At 42.5% G+C, this 22,321-nt stretch carries 20 protein-coding genes and 1 tRNA gene; 10 read left to right on the top strand and 11 right to left on the bottom strand.

Features of this window, described 5'->3' with window-relative positions:
* The first annotated feature begins 24 nt into the window (after window positions 1-24).
* The gene (dnaK, locus tag PSYC_RS11095; protein ID WP_011281385.1) at window positions 25-1,968 is read left to right on the top strand and encodes a molecular chaperone DnaK; all 1,944 of its coding nucleotides are present in this window, start codon (window positions 25-27) and stop codon (window positions 1,966-1,968) included.
* A 116-nt stretch (window positions 1,969-2,084) separates the two neighbouring features.
* Here the strand turns inward: dnaK and PSYC_RS11090 are convergent, their stop codons facing one another.
* Together PSYC_RS11090 and PSYC_RS11085 are read right to left on the bottom strand one after the other, a co-directional pair.
* A complete protein-coding gene (locus tag PSYC_RS11090) occupies window positions 2,085-2,909 on the bottom strand; it encodes a methyltransferase domain-containing protein (protein ID WP_011281384.1) in 825 nt (274 codons plus the stop codon).
* Between the two features lie 77 nt (window positions 2,910-2,986).
* Window positions 2,987-4,219 carry an 8-amino-7-oxononanoate synthase gene (locus tag PSYC_RS11085; protein ID WP_011281383.1) on the bottom strand — a complete coding sequence of 411 codons (1,233 nt, stop codon included), beginning with the start codon at window positions 4,217-4,219 and terminating at the stop codon, window positions 2,987-2,989.
* Between the two features lie 311 nt (window positions 4,220-4,530).
* Between PSYC_RS11085 and PSYC_RS11080 the strand changes: the two genes are divergently transcribed.
* From PSYC_RS11080 to PSYC_RS11070, 3 genes are all read left to right on the top strand, one after another.
* The gene (locus PSYC_RS11080; protein ID WP_041757805.1) at window positions 4,531-5,067 is read left to right on the top strand and encodes a porin family protein; all 537 of its coding nucleotides are present in this window, start codon (window positions 4,531-4,533) and stop codon (window positions 5,065-5,067) included.
* Window positions 5,068-5,491: 424 nt separating this feature from the next.
* Window positions 5,492-5,989 carry an NfeD family protein gene (locus PSYC_RS11075; protein WP_011281381.1) on the top strand — a complete coding sequence of 166 codons (498 nt, stop codon included), beginning with the start codon at window positions 5,492-5,494 and terminating at the stop codon, window positions 5,987-5,989.
* 15 nt (window positions 5,990-6,004) lie between these two features.
* Window positions 6,005-6,865, top strand: a complete 861-nt coding sequence (locus PSYC_RS11070) for an SPFH domain-containing protein (RefSeq protein ID WP_011281380.1) — start codon at window positions 6,005-6,007, stop codon at window positions 6,863-6,865.
* A gap of 280 nt (window positions 6,866-7,145) precedes the next feature.
* Here the strand turns inward: PSYC_RS11070 and hemN are convergent, their stop codons facing one another.
* Window positions 7,146-8,609, bottom strand: a complete 1,464-nt coding sequence (gene hemN, locus PSYC_RS11065) for an oxygen-independent coproporphyrinogen III oxidase (RefSeq protein ID WP_406621545.1) — start codon at window positions 8,607-8,609, stop codon at window positions 7,146-7,148.
* Window positions 8,610-8,994: 385 nt separating this feature from the next.
* Between hemN and PSYC_RS11060 the strand changes: the two genes are divergently transcribed.
* Window positions 8,995-10,545, top strand: coding sequence for a YifB family Mg chelatase-like AAA ATPase (locus PSYC_RS11060; RefSeq protein ID WP_011281378.1), 1,551 nt, complete (start codon window positions 8,995-8,997; stop codon window positions 10,543-10,545).
* 12 nt (window positions 10,546-10,557) lie between these two features.
* On the opposite strand, the gene PSYC_RS11055 is transcribed toward PSYC_RS11060, so the two are convergent.
* The 4 genes from PSYC_RS11055 to PSYC_RS11040 form a co-directional block, all read right to left on the bottom strand.
* Window positions 10,558-11,250: a phosphoglycolate phosphatase gene (locus PSYC_RS11055; protein WP_011281377.1), complete on the bottom strand. Its 693-nt coding sequence runs from the start codon at window positions 11,248-11,250 to the stop codon at window positions 10,558-10,560.
* Between the two features lie 97 nt (window positions 11,251-11,347).
* Window positions 11,348-11,848 (bottom strand): DUF4385 domain-containing protein, encoded by a 501-nt coding sequence (locus tag PSYC_RS11050; protein ID WP_011281376.1) that lies wholly within the window; start codon window positions 11,846-11,848, stop codon window positions 11,348-11,350.
* 180 nt (window positions 11,849-12,028) lie between these two features.
* Window positions 12,029-12,104, bottom strand: a tRNA-Phe gene (locus tag PSYC_RS11045).
* Between the two features lie 122 nt (window positions 12,105-12,226).
* Window positions 12,227-12,649: a hypothetical protein gene (locus tag PSYC_RS11040; RefSeq protein ID WP_011281375.1), complete on the bottom strand. Its 423-nt coding sequence runs from the start codon at window positions 12,647-12,649 to the stop codon at window positions 12,227-12,229.
* 307 nt (window positions 12,650-12,956) lie between these two features.
* Here PSYC_RS11040 and hisB point away from each other — a divergent pair, with 307 nt between their 5' ends.
* From hisB to PSYC_RS11025, 3 genes are all read left to right on the top strand, one after another.
* Complete coding sequence (gene hisB, locus PSYC_RS11035) at window positions 12,957-13,622, top strand: imidazoleglycerol-phosphate dehydratase HisB (protein ID WP_011281374.1); 666 nt, start codon at window positions 12,957-12,959, stop codon at window positions 13,620-13,622.
* Window positions 13,623-14,267 carry an imidazole glycerol phosphate synthase subunit HisH gene (gene hisH / locus PSYC_RS11030; RefSeq protein ID WP_011281373.1) on the top strand — a complete coding sequence of 215 codons (645 nt, stop codon included), beginning with the start codon at window positions 13,623-13,625 and terminating at the stop codon, window positions 14,265-14,267.
* 178 nt (window positions 14,268-14,445) lie between these two features.
* A complete protein-coding gene (locus PSYC_RS11025; protein ID WP_011281372.1) occupies window positions 14,446-14,820 on the top strand; it encodes a hypothetical protein in 375 nt (124 codons plus the stop codon).
* A 64-nt stretch (window positions 14,821-14,884) separates the two neighbouring features.
* Here the strand turns inward: PSYC_RS11025 and PSYC_RS11020 are convergent, their stop codons facing one another.
* A complete protein-coding gene (locus PSYC_RS11020) occupies window positions 14,885-16,216 on the bottom strand; it encodes a valine--pyruvate transaminase (RefSeq protein ID WP_011281371.1) in 1,332 nt (443 codons plus the stop codon).
* Between the two features lie 528 nt (window positions 16,217-16,744).
* Between PSYC_RS11020 and PSYC_RS11015 the strand changes: the two genes are divergently transcribed.
* Both PSYC_RS11015 and PSYC_RS11010 read left to right on the top strand, forming a co-directional pair.
* Window positions 16,745-17,596 carry a tetratricopeptide repeat protein gene (locus PSYC_RS11015; protein ID WP_011281370.1) on the top strand — a complete coding sequence of 284 codons (852 nt, stop codon included), beginning with the start codon at window positions 16,745-16,747 and terminating at the stop codon, window positions 17,594-17,596.
* Complete coding sequence (locus PSYC_RS11010; RefSeq protein WP_011281369.1) at window positions 17,597-18,112, top strand: hypothetical protein; 516 nt, start codon at window positions 17,597-17,599, stop codon at window positions 18,110-18,112.
* 26 nt (window positions 18,113-18,138) lie between these two features.
* Here the strand turns inward: PSYC_RS11010 and PSYC_RS11005 are convergent, their stop codons facing one another.
* Genes PSYC_RS11005 through PSYC_RS10995 form a run of 3 tightly spaced genes read right to left on the bottom strand, consistent with a single transcriptional unit; the run spans window position 18,139 to window position 22,285 of the window.
* Entirely contained in the window at window positions 18,139-20,787 is a 2,649-nt protein-coding gene (locus tag PSYC_RS11005) for an ABC transporter permease (RefSeq protein ID WP_011281368.1), read from the bottom strand.
* Window positions 20,787-21,476 carry an ABC transporter ATP-binding protein gene (locus tag PSYC_RS11000; protein WP_011281367.1) on the bottom strand — a complete coding sequence of 230 codons (690 nt, stop codon included), beginning with the start codon at window positions 21,474-21,476 and terminating at the stop codon, window positions 20,787-20,789. Before PSYC_RS11000 ends, PSYC_RS11005 begins: the two co-directional genes overlap by 1 nt.
* Entirely contained in the window at window positions 21,473-22,285 is an 813-nt protein-coding gene (locus PSYC_RS10995; protein ID WP_011281366.1) for an arylesterase, read from the bottom strand. Before PSYC_RS10995 ends, PSYC_RS11000 begins: the two co-directional genes overlap by 4 nt.
* Window positions 22,286-22,321: the final 36 nt, after the last annotated feature.

Genomic DNA, 22,321 nt, shown 5'->3' with positions numbered 1-22,321 from the left:
AAAATAAATTAGGAGCAATTCATTATGGGTAAAGTTATTGGTATTGATTTAGGTACAACCAACTCATGTGTCGCAGTAATGGAAGGTGATAAAGTTAAAATCATCGAAAATGCTGAAGGTACTCGTACGACCCCATCGATTGTCGCTTATAAAGATGACGAGATCCTTGTCGGTCAGTCAGCCAAGCGTCAAGCGGTAACCAATCCAAACAACACGTTATTTGCTATCAAGCGTTTGATTGGTCGTCGTTTTGATGACAAAGTCGTGCAAAAAGATATTGGTATGGTGCCTTATAAAATCGCCAAAGCGGATAACGGTGATGCGTGGGTAGAAATCAACGGCAAAAAACTGGCACCACCACAGGTTTCTGCTGAAATCTTGAAGAAAATGAAAAAGACAGCAGAAGACTATCTTGGTGAAGCGGTTACTGAAGCGGTTGTAACTGTACCTGCTTACTTTAATGACTCACAGCGTCAAGCAACCAAAGATGCGGGTAAAATTGCTGGTCTTGATGTAAAACGTATCATCAATGAACCAACTGCCGCTGCTCTTGCTTATGGCATGGACAAAAAGCAAGGTGATAGCACTGTTGCTGTTTATGACTTAGGTGGTGGTACTTTTGACGTATCAATCATCGAAATCGCTGACGTCGATGGCGAGCAGCAGTTTGAAGTATTAGCGACCAATGGTGATACATTCCTTGGTGGTGAAGATTTTGACTCAGCGTTAATTGACTTCTTAGTCGCTGAATTCAAAAAAGACCAAGACGTCAACCTAAAAGGCGACTCTCTTGCGATGCAGCGTCTAAAAGAAGCGGCAGAAAAAGCGAAGATTGAGTTATCAAGTGCTCAAAGCACTGAAGTGAACTTGCCGTATATCACTGCTGATAGTAGTGGTCCTAAGCATTTGGTGGTGACTATCAGCCGCTCAAAACTTGAGAGCTTAACTGAAGAGTTAGTACAACGTACGATGGGTCCTTGTAAGATGGCACTTGAAGATGCGGGCATAAAAATTGGCGATATTGATGATGTCATCTTAGTTGGTGGTCAGACTCGTATGCCATTGGTACAGCAAAAAGTACAAGAATTCTTCGGGCAAGAGCCACGTAAAGACGTGAACCCTGATGAAGCAGTAGCAGCGGGTGCAGCGATTCAAGGCGCAGTATTGTCTGGTGAAAAAACCGACGTATTGCTACTTGATGTGACACCATTGACGCTTGGTATCGAAACCATGGGTGGCATCTTGACGCCAATCATTGAGAAAAACACCATGATTCCGACTAAGAAATCACAGGTATTCTCAACGGCAGAAGACAACCAGCCAGCAGTTAGCATTCAGGTTTATCAAGGCGAGCGTAAAATTGCAAATCAAAATAAACAGCTTGGTCGCTTTGATCTAACGGATATTCCACCTGCACCACGTGGTTTACCACAAATCGAAGTAAGCTTTGACATCAACGCTGACGGTATCATGAATATTTCAGCGACTGACAAAGGTACTGGTAAAGCACAAAGTATCCAAATTAAAGCCGATTCTGGTTTGTCGGACGAAGAAGTTGAACAAATGATTCGTGATGCTGAAGCCAATGCTGCTGAAGACGAGAAATTCGCCAATCTAGCGCAAGTGCGTAACGAAGCAGATGGTCGTATCCATGCAGTACAAAAAGCGCTAAAAGATGCCGCAGATAAAGTATCTGACGATGAAAAATCATCAGTAGAAACGGCTATCTCTGAGCTTGAGGCAGCTGCTAAAGAAGATGATCATGATGACATCAAAGCTAAGCTTGAAGCATTAGATAATGCCTTCTTGCCAGTTAGCCAGAAGATTTATGCTGATGCAGGCGCAGGTAGCGAAGGTATGGATCCAAACCAGTTCCAACAAGGTGCGGATAATGCTGGCGAGAACAACCAAGCAGACGACGATGTGGTCGATGCTGAGTTTACTGAAGTAGAAGACGATAAGAAATAATTCTACTGCTAATAAGTCGTTAAATCAAAAAACGCATCCTTCGGGGTGCGTTTTTTATGCTATTCAGTTTATAGGGTTAATTTTATATGCTACTAATATGACCACCTCTCACATATTTATGCGTTAAAGGCACTCACGATCAGCACGTCATAAGTCAAATTGACATAAGGCTGACCCTCTTTATTTAATTCAGAGAAGTGCTGCCAATAGTCTTGTTCAAATTGTTTTAGACGGGACTTGGTCCATGTAAAAGGCTTACTACTACTTGACTGTTCTTGGGTTTGGTTGGTTGATACCCCTGTTAGCTGCATATGCTTAAGGATGGCGTAGGGATTGGCAAAGGGTACATCAACGCGCTGGGTAGACAGTGTAATTTTCTCAAAACCTGCATCTTTTAGTGCTGATTGCCATTCACTGATAGCGGGATAATGGAGTCCTTGACCCGTTAATCGCTTAATCTGCAAAAAATTATCTGGCGTAAAAGTATTAAAGAGCAATTGCCCGTCTGCTTGCAAACGATGGGCAGATTGTTTTACAAAACTCAATGGGTTATCGAACCACTGTACTGCGTTGGCACTGACTATCAAGCTGTGTTTTATTTGGTGAGAGTCTTTGGATAACTCCATGGTCTCAGCATCGCCAATCATTATGTTGGCTGTTGGTAATATCGACTGCAATGTTGCCGCTTGTTCATGACACAACTCATTGATAAACCAGTGCTGACTTTGAATGTTCGCTGCTAACAAGCCTGTCATCTGACCTGTGCCTGCACCGATTTCTAATATACTATCTTGCTTAGTATGAGCAATATGGGCAAGTAAATGTTGACAGACTTGCTCTTGAATATAGGCATGCTGGTCATAATCTTCGGCATTGGCAAAGTGGCGTGCGATAGCTTTTTTTCTTGTGCTAAAGGTGTCAGGTGTAGCAGGAGCTTTCATGTCGTTTATTGCATCCAAATAAGCTGATTATCGATTAATGATAGAAGAGGGAGTTTACTAGAAAAGAAACAATCATATTATAAGTGTGCTATCAGTCGCTGACAGTCTTCATGGCTAAGTGCCGCATTCATCACCAAGCGAATACGAGCAGTATTTGCAGGAACAGTAGGCGGCCTAATAGGCAAGGCATAAAATCCTGCTGCTTGTAGCTGCTTTGCTTTTTCGACAGTGAGCGCATTATCACCTAGTATATAAGGCACGATAGGGGAGTTGTAGCCTGCCTTTTGCTGTGTTGACGACACGCGATAGCGTTCGGGAATAGCGTCACTAAGCGTGGTAGATAACTGCGCAAGATGGAGACGCTGCTCCGTTAAGCTTGGCATTTTTGCCAAAATAAAACGTGTCCATGCATGATTGATGGGCGGTAAAGCGGTGCTAAAAATAAGCGGACGCATCTGATTGATCAGCCATTGTTTGACGACCTCATCACACATGATATAAGCGCCAATGGAAGCAAAAGCTTTACCAAAGGTACCCACCAGATAATCAATATCAGCCAGTGTTTGGGTTTCTTCTGCCAAACCCAAACCTGTGTCACCTAATATACCAATGGCATGTGCTTCATCGATATACAGCTCAATACGAGTATCTTTAGCTTTTAATTGTACCAATTGAGCCAAGTCAGCACGGTCACCATCCATACTAAAGATGCTTTCGGTGACAATAATAATGCGCTCAACACTAGAATCTGCTTGTTCAATAAATTTGGCTAAATGCTCATAGTCGTTGTGACGGTAACGATGATAGCTGACGAGTTTACTTTGGCTGAGGCGTATGCCATCTATAATGCTGGCGTGCACCAGTTTGTCTGCCAAAATTATGGTTTTGATTGGCAATGCCGTCAGGGCGGGCAAGAGTCCAATATTGGCATGATAGCCACTATTGAATACCAGTACCGATTTTGATGAGGCTAGGTTTTGCTTGTCTACCGCGTTTTGATACCAGCTTTGTAGTTCAGACTCCAATGCTTGCAGCTGTGTATCGTTACCTGTCAAAAGCCTAGAAGAGGTAGCGCTCATCCTAGGCACATTATCGACCGGCAATTGACTTAGTTGATTAAGGAACTCGCTCTGTAGTTGCTTATCACCGCCCAAACCAAGATAGTCGTTGCTAGCGATATTGAGTAATCGCTTATCTTCGCTAATCACATATCGCTCATGGTGTTGTAAGTTAGGTATCTGACGATATTGCTTCGCTGCTACTAGCGCATCGAGCGACGCTTGTAGACGATTAATAATAAAAGCAGTCATTTTTATCCTTTTTTTCTTATTTAAAAGCTGTTTTCGCTAATTGAATTTAAATTTGCTATAAATGACTATTGGAATAAGTAGGAATTATTGCACAAAATGAGTGGTTGTAACAAAAGATTTCATATAACCGCCTTTGTAACTTGAATGCTGATAAACACTTGCAAAACTTAACTTTCTTACCGTTAAACACTGACAGAGTTTCTGACATGGTTTGTTACTATGTATACATCGTTAGCAAACAAGGCGATATGGCTAAAAAGTCTACACACATAAATAACTTGTTTGTCCACAGTAATTTTAAGGAGATAGATATGAAAACTCTACAGAAAACTCTACTTGCATTAGCAGCCGGTTCTTTATTAAGTATGGGTGCACAAGCTGCCGTTTCTTATGGCAACGGCTATACTGGTCAACCATACGTTGGTGCTAAAGTCGGTCAGTTTGACCTAGATGTTGATGGCGCTGAAGATCCAACCGCATATGGCGTATATGCAGGCTACAACTTTGATCCAAACTTCGGTATGGAAGCAGAATTTGTAGGCTCGGATGACGCTGATTACAGAGGCGGCGACATCAACGCAAAATCTTACGGCGCTTATGGTACCTATCGTTACGCATTCCCAAATACTGGTCTATATGCTAAAGGTAAACTAGGTGTTGCAAAAACTGAAGTAGAACGCGCTAACACTACTGCAAATGCCTTTAACGGTACAGATAAAGATACTAGCTTAGCTGGTGGTCTTGGTCTTGGCTACTCAGTAAACCCTAACTTCAGCGTCGAAGCTGAATATGACAAACTAGGTAGCGATGCTGATCTAATGACGGTTGGTGCACAGCTAAAATTCTAATTTCTTAATACTAAGGTATTAAAGAGAAAGTTTAAAATAAAAGACGATCGCTTCGGCGGTCGTTTTTTTTTGCTTTTTTTTAAGCACAACGCAATACTAGTCTTGGTTTTAAGGTAAATATGAATGCGCCTTAATACTATAGTCGGTGAAAAGTAATATCGATACAACACGTACTACTGGTGCAAATTTTTCTTGCTTGCTGTGCCTACGCAGACAGAGGCTGCAAAAAATTTATACCAGCAATACGGTAGCGACCGTAAAGTATTTCAACTATAGTCTTGGTTTTAAGGTAAATATGAATGCGCTTTAATACTACTAAAGTTAATATGGTTAAGATATTGTTTTTATAGCGCTTTTAAAACGTCCTTAGAGGAGTAAATGTGCTACATTAAAAGTTGGGATTACAAAGATAGGGTATATAGCAATGATGGAGACGCTTTGGATGATAGAACCTTGGCATTGGCTGGTATTGGGCTTTTTGTTATTGATTGTCGAGATGTTTGTGCCAACCTTTGCTAGCCTTTGGTTTGGTGCTGCTGCCATCATAGTGGCTGCGCTTACATGGCTGTTGCCTATCTCTATCTCCGTACAAATTATTATCTGGTTACTCCTCTCCGCTATATTCTTGCTGGCATGGTTTAAATTTATCAAACCTTTATCTGTAGATCGTACCAAAGCAGGACTTGGTGGCAGTGTGATCGTCGGTGAAACAGGTATGATTATTGTGCAGCCACAGGCAGATAGAGCAGGTATGGTACGTTTTAGTGTCCCTATTGTGGGTGCCGCTGAATGGATGTGCCGTACCCGTGGTGAGCAAGTGGCAGTCGGTGATCGAGTGGTGGTGACAGATATCATTGGTAATGAGCTGATTGTGAGTAGTATGAATTCAAGAACGGCTGTGAGCCAAAATACGCCCGTATAATAATAAGGATAAATTATGGAAAGCTTTAGTGTTGTCATGGTGGTTTTGGTTGCACTGGTCGTCTTTACTGTTTTCAAAGGGGTGCGAATCGTCCCGCAAGGTTATAAGTGGGTGGTACAGCGCTTAGGTAAATATAGCCAAACCCTAGAACCGGGATTAAACCTAATTATCCCTTATGTTGATGATGTTTCTTACAAAGTTACGACCAAAGACATCGTCCTTGATATTCCATCACAAGAAGTCATTACCCGAGATAACGTGGTTATTATCGCTAACGCTGTCGCTTATATTAATATTATTCGCCCTGATAAAGCGGTCTATGGCATCGAAGATTATGAGTACGGTATCCGTAATCTGGTACAGACGTCTTTACGTTCAATCATTGGTGAGATGGATCTTGATAGTGCCTTATCTAGCCGTGATGAAATAAAAATGAAGCTAAAGCATGCCATCTCAGAAGATATTGCCGATTGGGGTATCACACTAAAGACGGTCGAGATTCAGGATATTAATCCTTCGCAGACGATGCAAGCGTCAATGGAAGAGCAGGCTGCCGCCGAGCGTCTACGTCGTGCGACAGTGACCCGTGCTGATGGTCAAAAGCAAGCCGCTATCCTAGAGGCAGATGGGCGTTTAGAGGCCTCACGCCGTGACGCTGAGGCTCAAGTGGTACTGGCAAAAGGCTCTGAAGAATCTATCCGTCTGATCACTGCTGCGATGGGTACTGAAGAGATGCCGATTGTCTACTTACTAGGCGAGCAGTACATCAAAGCGATTCGTCAGCTGGCTGAGTCTGATAACTCAAAAATGGTGGTATTACCCGCTGACATTCTAAGTACCGTAAAAGGCATGGTCGGTGATAAGCTTAAGGTTTAAAACACTATAATTTAAGCACATGCTATCGCTATCACTTATAAAAATAGTCAGTAAATATAGTTGAAATACTTTAAAGTCGCTACAGTATTGCTGGTGTAAATTTTTTGCAGCCTCTGTCTGCGTAGGCACAGCAAGCAAGAAAAATTTGCACCAGCAGTACGTGTTGTATCGATATTACTTTTCACCGACTATATCTAAGGCGCTAGCTATTTTTTTGACCTGAATTTACTCAAGATTTTTTTGATGGTTCTTTTTGCGTGACCTATTGTTTTTTTAAAGCTTAGATAACTTTTGAGAAGCGATCTTTATGTTTTTTATCCAGATATTCATCGAATACCATAGCTACGTTGCGACCCAATAAGCGACCTCTTGGTAACACTCGAATACCAGCAGCATCCATATCAATCAAGCGGTCTTCTTGCATTTGACCCAGTTGTTGAATCTCATTAATAAAGTAGGTAATGGCATCGATACCAAATTTCTGATTGATGTCTCTAAAATCCATATAATCGTGACACAATAAATTCATAATCACGTACTCACGTAAGCGATCCTTGATAGAGGTTTTAATCACGTTGACCGCGGGCATGATTGTAGCGTTATAGCGCGCCGCATCGATATTGTCTTTATAAACCTGCAAATCGGTATGATTTTGTAGGATATAGCTGCTATTGGCATTGGCAATTTGACTGATGGAAGAGACGCCAAAACCCAATAAATCACAGTCGCCCATGATGGTATAGCCTTGAAAGTTACGATGCAATTTACCTTCACGCTGGGCAACGGCAAGCTCGTCATCAGGTTTGGCAAAATGGTCAATACCAATATATTGATAGCCTGCTTCGGTTAAGGTATTGATGGTATTACCGAGCATCGTAAGCTTGGCAGCCGGAGTAGGTAAGTCCGCCTCTTTAATTTGTCGTTGAGATTTAAAGCGCTCAGGTAAATGGGCATAATTAAATACCGATAAACGATCTGGTGACATCTCAATGATACGGCGTACAGTTTTATCTAAGGTTTCTGGCATTTGATGTGGTAAACCATAGATCAGATCGACATTGATGGAATGGAAACCTAACGCGCGCGCCTCTAGTAACACATTTTCAATTAATTTTGCTGAATGCACACGATTGACCGCCACTTGTACGGTTTCATCTAAATCTTGTACGCCTAAGCTGATACGGTTAAAACCAAGATGACGCAACACTTTTAATGTCTCGCCACTCAACTCGCGTGGATCAATTTCGATAGAATAATCGCCCTGGTCTTCTGGTAAAAACTCAAACTGGGTCTGCAAGAATTCCCACAACTCTATCAACTCATTATCTTGTAAAAAGGTTGGCGTACCGCCACCAAGATGTAGCTGCTTAACCAGTGGTTTTTTGCCATTTTCTGGTGGGGTTAATAAGCTGCATTTGTGCTTGATCTCAGCTATCAGATACGCTAAATAATCGCCCGCATCGCTGTTCTTTTTGGTGATGATTTTATTGCAAGCACAGTAGTAGCAAAGGTGACGACAAAATGGAATATGGAAATAGAGCGATAACGGAGCATGAGATTCGCGCTCTCGGAGGATTTTTGTCTCAAGCCCTTCTGGCATAGGTAAAAATTCTAAAGCGGTTGGGTAAGAGGTATAGCGCGGCCCCGAGCGATTATACTTATTAATGATATCTTGATCGAATGCTGGCAACTGTTTGCTGGTAATGCTGCCACGAGTACTAGCATATGGATTGTCCGGTTGCATAACGGGACGCACCGTGGTGGGCTGCTCGCTCGCATTAATGGTGTGCTCAGGTGCACTATTGATATCGAATTGGTCTGACATGCGAGATTCCTCGTTTGACTGTATCAATTGCTATTTTTGCTTAAGAAATTTATGGTTTTTCTAATAGCGGTATTTCTTAAAAAAGCCAATAAAAAGACTATTGAAATAAGTGATGACTAGTATAACAAATCATCGCTTATATTGGCATGGACAGCGAGGTGGTTAATACCATATAAAGGATGAGTTTAGAGATAATACCTAAAAAATAAGATTATCATTCAATAACTCAGAAATAAAAACACAATATTTGCGCACTTATTGATAATACTCTATTATCGATAAATCTCTATATTAGGAAGGGCTCATGTCATTTGCTCAAGTCTATACCCGCTCAGTCGTCGGACTGCATGCACCTAAGGTGATTATTGAAGTACATCTGTCTCAAGGGTTGCCAGCATTGACTATTGTTGGTTTGCCTGAAGCGGCGGTACGTGAAAGTAAAGATAGAGTACGCTCAGCGATTCTTAATTCTGGTTTTCAGTTTCCTAATAGACGCTTGACGATTAATTTAGCGCCGGCAGATTTACCTAAAGACGGCGCTCGTCTTGATTTGCCTATTGCTATCGGTATTTTGGCAGCCAGTGATCAGTTAGATCCAGAGATGCTGGCAGGGTTTGAGTTTATCGGTGAGTTGGCACTCAATGGCGAGCTGCGCCAAGTAAGCGGTAGCTTAGCGGTCGCACGGGCGATAAAAGCTGAGGTATTGGCAGCGCAACTTTTACAAGATGATGAGCAGATAATGTCACCATCACGGCAATTGATCGTCCCAAGTATGAATGGGGTAGAGGCTAGCCGTGTGGATGGAATATCCGTATTGGCAGCGCCAAACTTAAAGGCCGTCTGTAATCACTTGCAGTCCTTAACAGATGCTAGCCTTTTAGATGAGCGTTTAGAGGTGGTGCAGCCCAGTCCAGTCCAGCCGCATATTGGTTATCAAGTAGATTTAGCTGATGTCAAAGGACAGCATCATGCTCGGCGTGCTTTAGAGATTGCCGCCGCTGGTGGTCATTCACTGTTATTTACAGGACCACCGGGTTCAGGTAAAACCTTAATGGCATCACGACTGCCGACTATTTTGCCAGATTTGAGCGCGGAAGATGCGTTAGAGGTTGCAAGCACTTACTCAGTTGCCGACAGTGATTATAGTTATGGCACACGTCCATTCAGACAAGTTCACCATACGATATCAGCGGTAGCATTGGTCGGTGGTGGTTCACGTCCTAAACCCGGTGAGATTACCCTTGCGAATAAAGGGGTATTATTCCTTGATGAATTACCGGAGTTCGATCGCACGGTGTTAGAAGTGCTGCGCCAACCATTAGAGGCAAAGCAAATAACCATTAGTCGTGCTAACTCGCAAATAACCTTTCCAGCAAATTTTCAATTGGTGGCGGCTATGAATCCGTGCCCTTGTGGCTATGATGGTGATGGGTCAGGGCGGTGTCGTTGCCGACCTGAGCAGATTAAACGCTATCAAGATAAATTGTCAGGACCGCTACTTGATCGTATTGATTTGCATATTACGGTACCAGCATTGCCGATTGCCGATCTACAAAATGCTCAAGCGGGAGAAACCTCTGGGCAAGTACGTACTCGAGTATCTGCAGCACATAATCGCCAATTAATACGCCAGAAAAAGGTCAATAATGAGCTTAGTCCTAGTGAAATTGATAAATATATTCAGCTAGGAGAAGGCGAGCAGCAATTATTACAGCTTGCTCAGCAACGCCTGAATTTATCTGCTCGTGGCTATCATCGGGTATTACGCGTCGCACGGACGATTGCAGATTTGGCTGACAGCGCTGATATCACGAGCGCCCATGTATCTGAAGCGCTAAGTTATCGCAATAAATGATAGTTTTGGGGTTTAATTGTTTGCAGGGTAAGCCTTTAAGAGGTAGTCAACCAAAGCGCTAAAGTCATCAAAGGCTTCGGTAGGATTAAGCTGACGAATATCTTGCCCATAGTTATAACCATAAGACAATCCAAGGGTATCCATATTGGCATTTTGCCCTGCTAAAATATCGTTTATTGAATCACCAATCATGACTGCTTGAGCTGGATTAATATTCAATACCTCACAGACGTGCAATAGCGGTGCGGGATCTGGTTTTTTAGTAGGCAAACTATCACCGCCAAGCACTTCGCTAAATATATCATGCCAGCCAAAAAACTGTAATATTTTGGGTACGAAACGAATCGGCTTATTGGTGACTAATGCCAACTTAAACCCCGCGGCTTTTAGTTTTTTCAGTCCACTATCCACGTTTGGATAGGCGACAGTTTTACTGCCACCCATTTTGCTATAAGCATCAAAAAATACTTGCTCAGCATGGTCAATGGTTTCTTTAGCTAACTCACCCTCTGACACTTCTATTTTACCTACCAAAGCGCGCTCAACGAGCATCCTTGAGCCATTACCGACCCAGTTACGAATGGTATCGATAGGGTAAGGTGCTTTGCCAAGGGTGGTGAGCATAGCGTTCACAGCATCAGCCAAATCTGGCACGCTATCAATAAGGGTGCCGTCAAAATCAAAAATTAAAAGTTGCTTATCCATTATTTCCGCCCGTTAAAAATACTGCATTTTTTGATTAGTACTTGCTTAATGGTGATTACCATAGCATAAGAAACCAGTCAGTCTTAATTTTGCTAGCTTACTCAATCTCTTTATAGCGCTCACGGTGTTCAGCTTTCATATCTAAATAGGTTTGGTTTTCACGGCATAAATCCCATTTCTCTTTAAAGATACGTGCAGACTCTGCTTTGATAGGATCTTCGATTTGCCGAGGTAGCTCTTCACGACCATGAGCACCACTTTGACCTTTTTTATCATCGGGGACAACCCCTTTATATTTTTTTCCGCCCTTATGATTGGCATAGCGGCGGGCGCGGGTAAAACCCATTTGGATAAATTTGCGTGCCATATCGGCTCCGACAAAGTCATCGGCTGCCAGATAATCCAAAAACATCTGATAAATGGTATCGCTACTTTCTGTCGCAATCTGTGGAGTAGCAAAGCGCCAGTGCGGCAGTATCTCAGACTTATAAGGCTCTACCAGTAGCACCCCTTGCTCACCACGACCGACACGGTACAGCTCAGGCTGTGCGCGCAAATCTAGATTCTTATAATCCAAATCATAATCAAACTCTCTCATCATCTTACCTATTGGCTGTCCATAGATAGCCTTAGTATAAAGAGCTGACACTATTTAAATGTAGCACAGATATGTTATAGATAAGTGAAAGTGAGGATTAATGGAAGCTAGCTATTATTCCAGCCATAAAAAAAGCCTCAAACATTTATGTTTGAGGCTTTTTAGAATACTTTAAACGAATGGTGGCTCGAGGCAGGTTCGAACTGCCGACACACGGATTTTCAATCCGTTGCTCTACCGACTGAGCTATCGAGCCGTCTTCGTTGAGGCGCTATTAAACTAAATATAGCGGTTGCTGTCAAGGGGTTTTTACATTATATGTGATAAAAGGGCAAAAATAATGAACTATTCATCGAAATAAGCCTATTTAGCCTAAAATTAGTCCTTTACACGTAGTAGCTCGTATTCACTCATAATACGATGGATATCGGCATCGACAGGAACAAATGCACGCACGCCTTTTTTGACTTCGGCATCATAGACTAGCTTGATAAACTTAGCGTCAATCGCGCGACCACGATTTTGTAGATGTACCGTCAGATATTGCAAGCGTTTGGCATCGGTTTGCCCATCATCAAAGCAGGCAACCGCGGCGATAGGCTTGTCATTAAACATACCGACATACAAAGTTTGACCACGTTTAAAACCTTGCTCAATAATAGCCAATACTTCAGCACCATCAGGCTGGCTATCATCCGTGTCATAAAGTGCTTGCAAGCGCTCAGCTAATTCGTTTTCACGAGCAGGCTTTTTGATGAGTGGCGCATCCAGACTATTGATGGCAATGGCTTCTAAAGGCATGTTTAATTCCTATAATTTGATCCAGCAAGGCATAATAGAATCAGCAAAGGTCACGATTGATAAAACTGAAGCTATTATTTTAGCAGAATGGGAGAATTTTGTGCGTGGTTTACTGCTTGGTCATGGCAGTAAATGATAGGGTTTGCTATGATGAAGATAGATAATGACCAGCCTATCTTAATCCTAATATTCTTAGATAGGACGACTTTAACCCGTTTTCAATAATTACCATTTTATTGTTTTTATATTAGGGGCTTATTCTTAGCCCTATCCTTATAGATTGCTTTTATATTTACAGAAGGTAGCCATGACAGTCAACTCTACTGCACCATCTCAAGATCAAATTCCCGCTTCATCATCAGGCCACAACCTACATGGTCGCCCTGAACGTATCGCAACCGTTGAGCGTATTACTGCTGAGACGCAAGTGACCTGTACGGTCAATCTTGATGGTACGGGTCAAGGGACTGTGGACACTGGCGTACCGTTTTTGGATCATATGATTGACCAAATCAAGCGTCACGGTTTGTTTGACTTAGATATCAAATGTACGGGCGATACCTTTATTGATGATCACCACAGTGTTGAAGATACAGGTATTACGCTTGGTCAGGCATTTAACAAAGCACTAGGCGATAAAAAAGGCATCCGTCGTTATGGGCATTTTTATGCGCCACTCGATGAGTCATTGACGCGTGCAGTGGTTGATTTGTCAGGACGTCCAGGTTTACATATGGAGATTCCATTTACGCGCTCGCATGTGGGCACTTTTGATGTCGATTTATTTAGTGAGTTTTTCTACGGTTTCGTCAATCATTCGTGGATGACGGTACATTTAGACAATCTCAAAGGTAAAAACAGTCATCATCAAATCGAATCTACCTTTAAAGCCTTTGCTCGTGCCTTACGTATGGCATGTGAATATGATGAGCGTGCGCTAAACACCTTGCCATCGACCAAAGAGGCGTTTTAGATGAGTCGAGCCACAAAAATCGCACTATTAGATTATGGTATGGGTAATTTACACTCTGCCAGCAAAGCATTGTCTGCGGTAGGGGCGGAAGTCTCTATCACCAATGACCCTAAAGTCGTCGCTGCTGCGGATAAGATTTTCTTCCCTGGTGTCGGCGCCATGCGTGATTGTATCGCTGGCATGCATGAGGCAGGTATTGATGATGTCATACGTCAGGCGATATTTAATAAGCCCGTCATGGCTATCTGTGTTGGCATGCAGGCGTTATTTGAGCAGTCTGCTGAAAATGGTGGCACGCCTTGTCTGAGTATCTTAGATGGCACAGTACCGGCTTTTAACCCAGAATGGAAAGATGAAAAAGGGGTGCAGATAAAAGTACCGCACATGGGCTGGAATACCATTAGCGGCATGAATTTTGAGCATCCATTGTGGAATGGTATCGAAGATAAGGCGCATTTTTATTTTGTGCACAGTTATTACTGTGAGCCAGCAGACAGCTCGCAAGTGGCTGCTATTTGCGATTATGGTCAGCCGTTTTGTGCCAGTATCTTGCAAGATAACTTATTTGCTACCCAATTCCATCCTGAAAAAAGCCATACTGCAGGCTTGCAGTTATTAAAGAATTTTGTGGATTGGGATATTTAAAAATAAGCATGACATATTTGGTTGAGCTGTCAAATAGGTTGGCAAAGACGCAACCTAAGCGAGGAAGGAGCGAAGTACTGCTTTGCCCTCGCGCAGGAGAGCTTGCATGGTCGCAAACTCTTTTTTATGCTTATTTTAAGCTTAATCACTTCCTACTCTCTTATATGTGGAATAAATAGTGGACTTTTATCTCTTTAAAAACGGCGTCGTGAGTGCCACAGGATTAGAAAAAGATGCCCTACATATCTATGTGGGCATCAGTGTTTATCTATTAAGCGTCATTTTGCTGCGTCCAATTTTTAAGAAATACAGTATCAGAGCGTTTATCGCTTTAATTATGGTGACTTGTATCGCCTTATTAGGTGAGTATTTGGATAACCGTCAGACCATTACTGAGCTTGGTATTGCTGGGCTAGAAGGCGCAGAGCTCATAGCAAGTATCCATGATATTATCAATACTTGCCTGTTGTCTTACGTGCTTTATGGGCTTACCATGTGGACAAAGATTTTCCAATCAGTCACTAAACCTACCAGTATGTTAAAACAACGATAATAAGCGGTTTTAACATACTAGTAAGTGGAACGTTTCTTTATAAAAACAAGCAATCAGTGCGAGCTTACTTATTATCGTAAAGCTCGCGTACCACTTCTCCAATCACCTTGATACCGTCAATCAGCGTTTGTTCATCAGCAGCGATACTCATACGAATACATTCATGGGCGTGCTGATAGTCGCTCACGTCAACACCGGGGAAGAAGTACTCGCTTGGCACAATAAGCGTGCCTTTTGCTTTGAGACGCTCATATAGATCGAGTGTACTAATCGGTAAATCTTTAAACCACAGCCATAAGAAAATCGCACCCTCAGGCTTATGAATCATCAGCGGATAATCGCCCAATGCTTGTTTCAAAAGCTTCACAGCGAGGGTCGCTTGCTTTTGATAAAAAGGCTTAATCTCATTATCAGATAACTGCTTGATACGATCGTTTGCGACCAATGGCGTGGCAATCGCTGCGCCAAAGCGTGTCGGCGCTAGATTCACCACGGCATTCATCGCGCTGACCGCTTCGATCACTTTAGCATCGGCAACGATAATACCAGTACGCATACCGGGTAGGCCAATTTTAGACAGACTAAAGCACAGAATCGTATTGTTATCCCAATTCAGATGCGCGTCTGAATAAATAATATTAGGGAAGGGCATACCGTAGGCATTATCGATAATCAGCGGTATGTCATAGCGTTTGGCAATCTCGGCCAAATGCGCCATTTCTTCATCCGTCAGCACGTTGCCAGTAGGATTGGTCGGGCGTGAGCAGCAAATCGCACCAATACGACCTTCCTTTAACGCTGGCAAGTTTTCTAACGCTTCAAAATCGACACGATATTTAAAGAAACCTTCCTCGCCATCATGCGTTACTTCATCGATATGCGGCAGTACAGCGGCAAAATGCTGACCTTCCACATGCACGTCACTATAGCCGATATACTCAGGGGTCAATGGCAGTAGAATTGACTTATCGACAGATTTACTTTCTTTGTCTTGACTGTGCTCATTAACAAAAGCACCGCCAAATAAATTAAACAGATAGAAAAACGCATTCTGTGAGCCATTGGTCAGGGCGATATTTTCTGAGGTTAGATTCCAATCATAATGACGGTTAAAGAAGCCAACTAAGGCATCGATAAAGGCAGAGTCACCTTGTGGATTGGAGTAATTCGCCATGCTAATAATAGCGCTACTATTGGCTTTGCCCGTATCGTTATCATTGCCAAGCGCCTTGTAAGTTTCCAAAAACAACTCATTGACGGCATCAATTTTGGCAGGGTTACCACCGCCCAGCATGTTAACAGGCTGATCACTTTTTAGTGCATCGCCAAGATCATCCATCAATTGTGAGATGCCAGTGGGCTGGGTAAATTTTTGACCGAACTTTGAGAATTTCATAAGGTTACCGTGAGGGCTAATGAGGTGTAAGAGTTATTTGAGTGCAAAGTGGCGCTATTATAGCAAATGAGGGCTAGGCGTATAAGCGTAATAAAAAAACGCCCTCTAAATTAATAGCGAGCGTTTTGGGTTTGGTGTTTTAGAGATTTAGGGTTTTGGAGCTAATCTTACCATCAGTTGATATCTTATCTATACGCTACTGTCGAGGTTAAGCTACACCTTAAGGCGATTATTGATAATAGAATTAATTCTAACTCTTGCGCAAAACCAACTATAAAGTAAATGTATGAAACGAATATAGCACCCACTTCAAAAATAATAAAAAGTCAAGATTGACAATCAGTAATTTTATATTATAAGCATTTACTAACATATGTTAGAATGTTATTATTTAGATGCTGCTAGAGTACAACTCCACAATTTGAATTTCTACATATAGTAACTGTCTTATCAAGTCGAGAAAAGACAGTTTTTTTGTCTTCGAATTTTATGTTTACAATCAGAATTCGATAAAAGTGAAGGTGAATTATGACAACACGTCAGCCTAAAACTGAAGCAGATGTATTAGCTGAGACTGCTAATCTAATCCTAGATAAGTACTTTCATAATCAAAAGAATATATGTACCTATGATAAAATTGAGTTAGCAAGAATGCTAGGTCTAGCAGAAGATAATAAAAAATCAGATTATGCATTATTTCATTTTATAAAAGCTTTGAGATACGTTGTGCTTGGGAACTTTAATGAAGCTATAAACTCATATGAGGCTACTTTAAGAATACCAAATTCACATGCTGGTATCCTTTCAAATTATGCTACTACTCTTATTATTTTAGGCGAGCTAGAACAAGCCAAGGAAATGCTTATCAAATGTTTGAATGAGACAGATGATGGTGTATCAAATCTTGAATACTTTGCTAACATTATTGAATTATATTTATTATCTACTTTAGATGAGACGCTACTTCAGCACGCTGGAAATATGAAAGACTCTACCCTAGATAAATACTCAAATATCTTAAAACTTAAGACAGATATCAATAAGATTGATATCTCTATTCAAGATTATCAAGAGTTTACTGGTGTCTTGATAAAATTTATTTTTGACAAAACTAGACAAATATATCAGCCAAGATTTAGTATTGACAATGGCCTAGATAGGCAGTTAAACATTGAAGCTTTCTTAAATATTAACCCTGAAGAAGCTTCGTATCTCAATACTGAATTCAGAAATCAGTACTTAGACTATATATTTGATAATGAACGTCATGATTTGCTTGGTAAGTTTGTAGTATTTTTTCGTCAGAATAAAAACCGCGAAGATGGTACCGAAAAACCAAAAGCTTTTTATTTAGGTACGAATAGGGAGCTAGAAGCCTAAATGACAGTTACAACAGACGATTTATACAAGCAAAAGTGTGAAATCGACAGTATAACTTTTAGCTGTAATGAAGCTCATGAACGGTTAAAGATTATTCGTGGTTACTATGCAAGCTTTATGCATGCAAGCTCTTTATTTAAAAAAGATAGTGTAGATGGGGCAGAGATAACTCTCTATGACTACCCTCCCAACCCTACAGAGAGAACTCCTAGATACGGTTCTCATCAGAAAATATACATGAGCTTACAGCGCTCTGGTATCAGGAACTTAGCAGATTTAGGATATATTCTTCAAAGCTATCATAAGTTAAGGAAAAAGGCAGAGTATGAGATTCATTTGGAAATTACTGATGATGATGTTAACGATGCTGAAAGTTATTTTAATGAGTGTCCAGCACGGATTAAATTTTACCAACAGAATGGTAACCAACATTTTACTACGGCAAAAAAGGTTATAAATGCAAGTATAACCAGTAATGGAGTTAAAGTTAATGGAGGTCTCAGAAGATTAAAGTAGACTTTAATTAATTAAACTTTTAACAACTAAATCATCGCCCTTACCCTTGCCATAATGCCGCGCCCAATCACCAATCTCACATAAATAATGGCAATGGCAAATAATAAAACGATTAACGCCATACTACCGATACTCAGGCTTGCCCACGGCACACTAAAGCGTAGATTAAACCACTGAGTGAGGGCAGCCCATGCGCCAACGCTGGCGATAATGATCGCAAAGGTCGCCGCACTAATTCCCAATACCCCAAGCTCTAAAATATTTAGCATATACAAGTCGCGTTTTTGCATCCCTAGCAGCCTAAAAGAGGCGCTTTCTTGCAAGCGGTCTTGTGAGGTGGATAACAACGAGCTAATCAGTACCATAACACCAGTCAGTAAGGCCAGTAGCGTAAAGACGTATACCAAACGGCTCATTTGCACCACCAACTCTTGGACCTGCTGAGCGATTGCTGTTCCGTCTATCGTCGTCACTGCAGGGAATTGTCGTACCATTTTTCCTTGCAGGTCTGGAATATCATCAGCGTTTACATGCGCGGTGGCAAATTGAATCTGCGGGGCAGCAGAGAGAACGGCTGGCTCAAATAAAAAGTAGAAATAAGGACTGGGACCTTGCTCATAACGCGAGCGGATACTGGTAATCTGCCCGACGATTTCGATCCCTTGAATGTTAAAACGCACTTCATCACCCATGCCGACATTCAGTAAGCTGGCGGCCGTGTCCAAAATAGACAAGGGTGCGACGTCTTGGTTTTGCTCATTTTGATTATCAATAGGCGCATACAGCTGATTGTCTGCTACAGCATCCGTAATAAATTCAGTGTCCATTACCGTATCTGCATAGCTTAGATTAAAGACACGTGCGGGATCATCAAAGCCATCAGCAGGCTCGATATCCTGTACCGGTATATTATTAGCAGTCACTACTCGAGCACGGATGACTGGGTAATAGCTCACTGGTGCGCCAATAATAGTATCAATCTCATCATGCTGATCGCTCTGAATGTCTAACAAAAATAAATTGGGCGCATCTTCAGGATAAGCGTTAATAAACTGGGCGTTGATACTGTGATTGAGCGTTGTGATGAGGGTGAGTACTGCCACCGATAGTGCTAAGGTGACAAAAAATAATGCCGATTGGTTGCCTTTACGTGCAAGGTTATGAATCGCAATACGCTGCATCCAGCCAATTTTAGCGTTACTTGCGATACGTGCCAGTAACCACAGCCAGCCGCGTGCCAATAGCCAAAATACGCTCACAAAGCCAATTAAACCGATTAATAATTGCGCGCCAAATAACCACCCGCCTACTTCATAAGCAAAAAAGACATATAGACCAGCCAGCATTAACCCATACCAAAGTAACGGTAAACGCTGATACCAAGGTAGCTGTTGCCCAGCTGAGCTTGCACCTTGATTGAGCAAGGTAGCAGGTTTGGTGGTGTTCAATGTGCTCAAGCCGCGTTGGGCGATGAGTAGCGTCAGCACCAAGGCTATGATGATGGTTTTAATGGCACTGATAGGGTTAATAGCCAAGCTGACGTCAGCTGGTAAGATAGCCACAAGATAAGGCTGACCGACTTTGAGTAAGCCAAAGCTGACTAAAATCGCTGCGATACAAGCAATAATGGCGGTAATAATTAGCAGCTGATAGTAGCTGCGTTTGAGGGAACCAAGTGGCTCACCCAGTGCCAAACGTATCGCATTGCTAGACTGCTGCTTGGTCACAAATGCCGTGATGACGCCATACATAGCCACTGCGGATAATAACAGTACAGCAATGACCAAAAGCTTTAAAAACATCAGTACATTGTCAGAGATACGCGAAACCGAGGTATCCGCAGATTCCGCATCAGAGAGCTCGATATCAGGATAATTGGTCAATATTTGCGTCAGCTTATCGCGCTGGATTGCCATCAATTCTGCATTACCTGCCAGCTCAATACGGTAATTAATACGGCTACGCTGTCCCAATAGATTGGTCGCCTCTAACGTCTGCTGTGGCATCAAAATACGCCCACCAAAGCCAAAGGCGCTCAGCGGACGATCAGGCTCTTTTGTCAGCACATCACTAATGATAAATTGCGCATCACCTATGGTAATTTGGTCACCAATATCAGCATCTAAGCTTTTAAGCACTTCTGGAGCGACGACCACATGATTTGCTGTGAGCTGTTGCCATAAGGGCTGTCCTGATGCCAGCTCGACATCACCATATAATGGGTAGGATTGGGAAACCGCCTTGATGCTGGCAAGTAAGGTCTGCTCATCAGTGACGACCATCGCGCTAAACTGATAGTCAAAAACCGTTTGTGTATCAGCAAGGGTATCAATCTGCGTTAATACTTCGCTTGGCCAATCTTGCTTACTGTTTAAGATTAAATCGCCACCGACCAAAGCACGCTGATTGTCATTGATATAGGTGTCAACTGACTGCTGGATAGAATCAAGCGTGAGGTAAGTGGCAAGTGACAAGGTTAAGGTTAATAAGAATAATACTGGATATATCCAGCGCTGCCACCAGCTGCGGCTGAGTGCTTGCGCGCCCAATCCTTGTAAACCCAAGGTGCTCGTCAATAGCTGGCGTACGATACCGCCACTAGCGTCTGACTCTCTAGCCATGGTGGTATCAGTATTATCAGTCGATGAGATGTCTTCTACATTCTTATTATCCATTACGATACAATCCGTCCGTCATGCATGGTAATAACGCGATCTGCCATATCAGCAAGTGCTGAATCATGGGTGACCACCACCAGCGCCGAGCCGGTTTTCTGACGCAAATCCAGTAATAGCTGCATGACTTGATTGGCGTTTTGTTCATCTAAATTACCGGTAGGCTCATCAGCAAAGACAATCTTTGGGCGTGATACCAATGCGCGAGCAACCGCCGTACGCTGTTGCTCGCCACCTGATAACTGGTTTGGCAAGCTATGACGCCTATGACCCAAATCAACTGCCTCAATCAATTCATCAACGCGCGCCGCATCTGGGCGACGGGCGATATCCAACGGAAAAGCGATATTTTCAGCAACGGTTAGCGTTGGTAGCAGATGAAAGGACTGAAACACAAAACCCATATCGCGCTGCCGAATAACCGCTAAAGCATCTTCATTTAATCGGCTTAAGGTTTGACCTGCGAGCTCAACGTCGCCGCTATCCGGATAATCTAACGCCGCTAATAAACCCAGCAAAGTGGATTTTCCAGAACCAGATTTACCCATGATCACCACAAACTCGCCAGCATTGACATGAATATCGACGTCTTTAATAATAGATAAGGACTGGTCGCCAACGTGTACGGTCTTATTTAACTTAGTGGCAGTGAGCAGCACTGCTTTTGAGGTAGGTAATGCTGATGTCATTGTGCAGTCTCAGTAGGCGTGTTGGTCACATTCGATGGATTTATTTTTTTAAGCTCAGGCTGCAATATCGGCAAGATATTGTCATTAACGATAAACGTATAACCTTCTTTGGTTGGATGAATGGCATCCGCTTGATTGAGCTTAGGATCGCCGCCTACACCGTCTAAAAAGAACGGAATGAGCGTCACGTTCATGTCTTTCGCCACTCTTGGATATATTGCCGCAAAGGATTTTACGTAATCAGAGCCAAGGTTGTCATAGATCTGCATACCGCCTAAGATGACCACGCTATCATTGTCCTGTAAGCGCTTTACGGCAGTACGAATATTGGCTTCAACCGTCGCGACATCGATACCACGAATAGCATCATTGGCACCAATGGTCAAAATAGTGATATCAGGTTTGGTCTGTAATACCCAATCTAATCGATTGACCAAACCTGTGCTGGTCTCGCCGCTTAATCCTGAATTGATGACTTTGATGTCTTTATAACCAAGTTCCTGCAAACGTGTTTGTAGCTGAGCAGGGTAATTGGCATCATTATCCACCCCAAGCCCTTCTGTCAACGAGTCACCTAATGCCAATATGGTTAAAGGTGCTTGTTGTTCAGCAGAGTTCGTCTTAGGTGTGGTTTGAGATAGTTGAGTATCAGAGGTTTGATTGATGGTTTGAGTGCTGTCTTGAGTGCCAGTATCTGTCTTAGTATCATCGGCATCAGGCGTTTTTTGACAACCGCTGATTGCGATTGCGACAGTCAATGCAGCGACCGTGAGCAAGCGCTGCGGTAAGCGAGAAAGTCTGTTTATCATAATTCTGCTGTCCTATAGGCAATAGAACCAGTCTAG

This window comes from Psychrobacter arcticus 273-4 (genome assembly GCF_000012305.1).
GTDB lineage: Bacteria > Pseudomonadota > Gammaproteobacteria > Pseudomonadales > Moraxellaceae > Psychrobacter > Psychrobacter arcticus.
The sequence above is the reverse complement of the archived record's forward strand: the minus strand, read 5'-3'. Positions and strand labels throughout refer to the sequence as shown.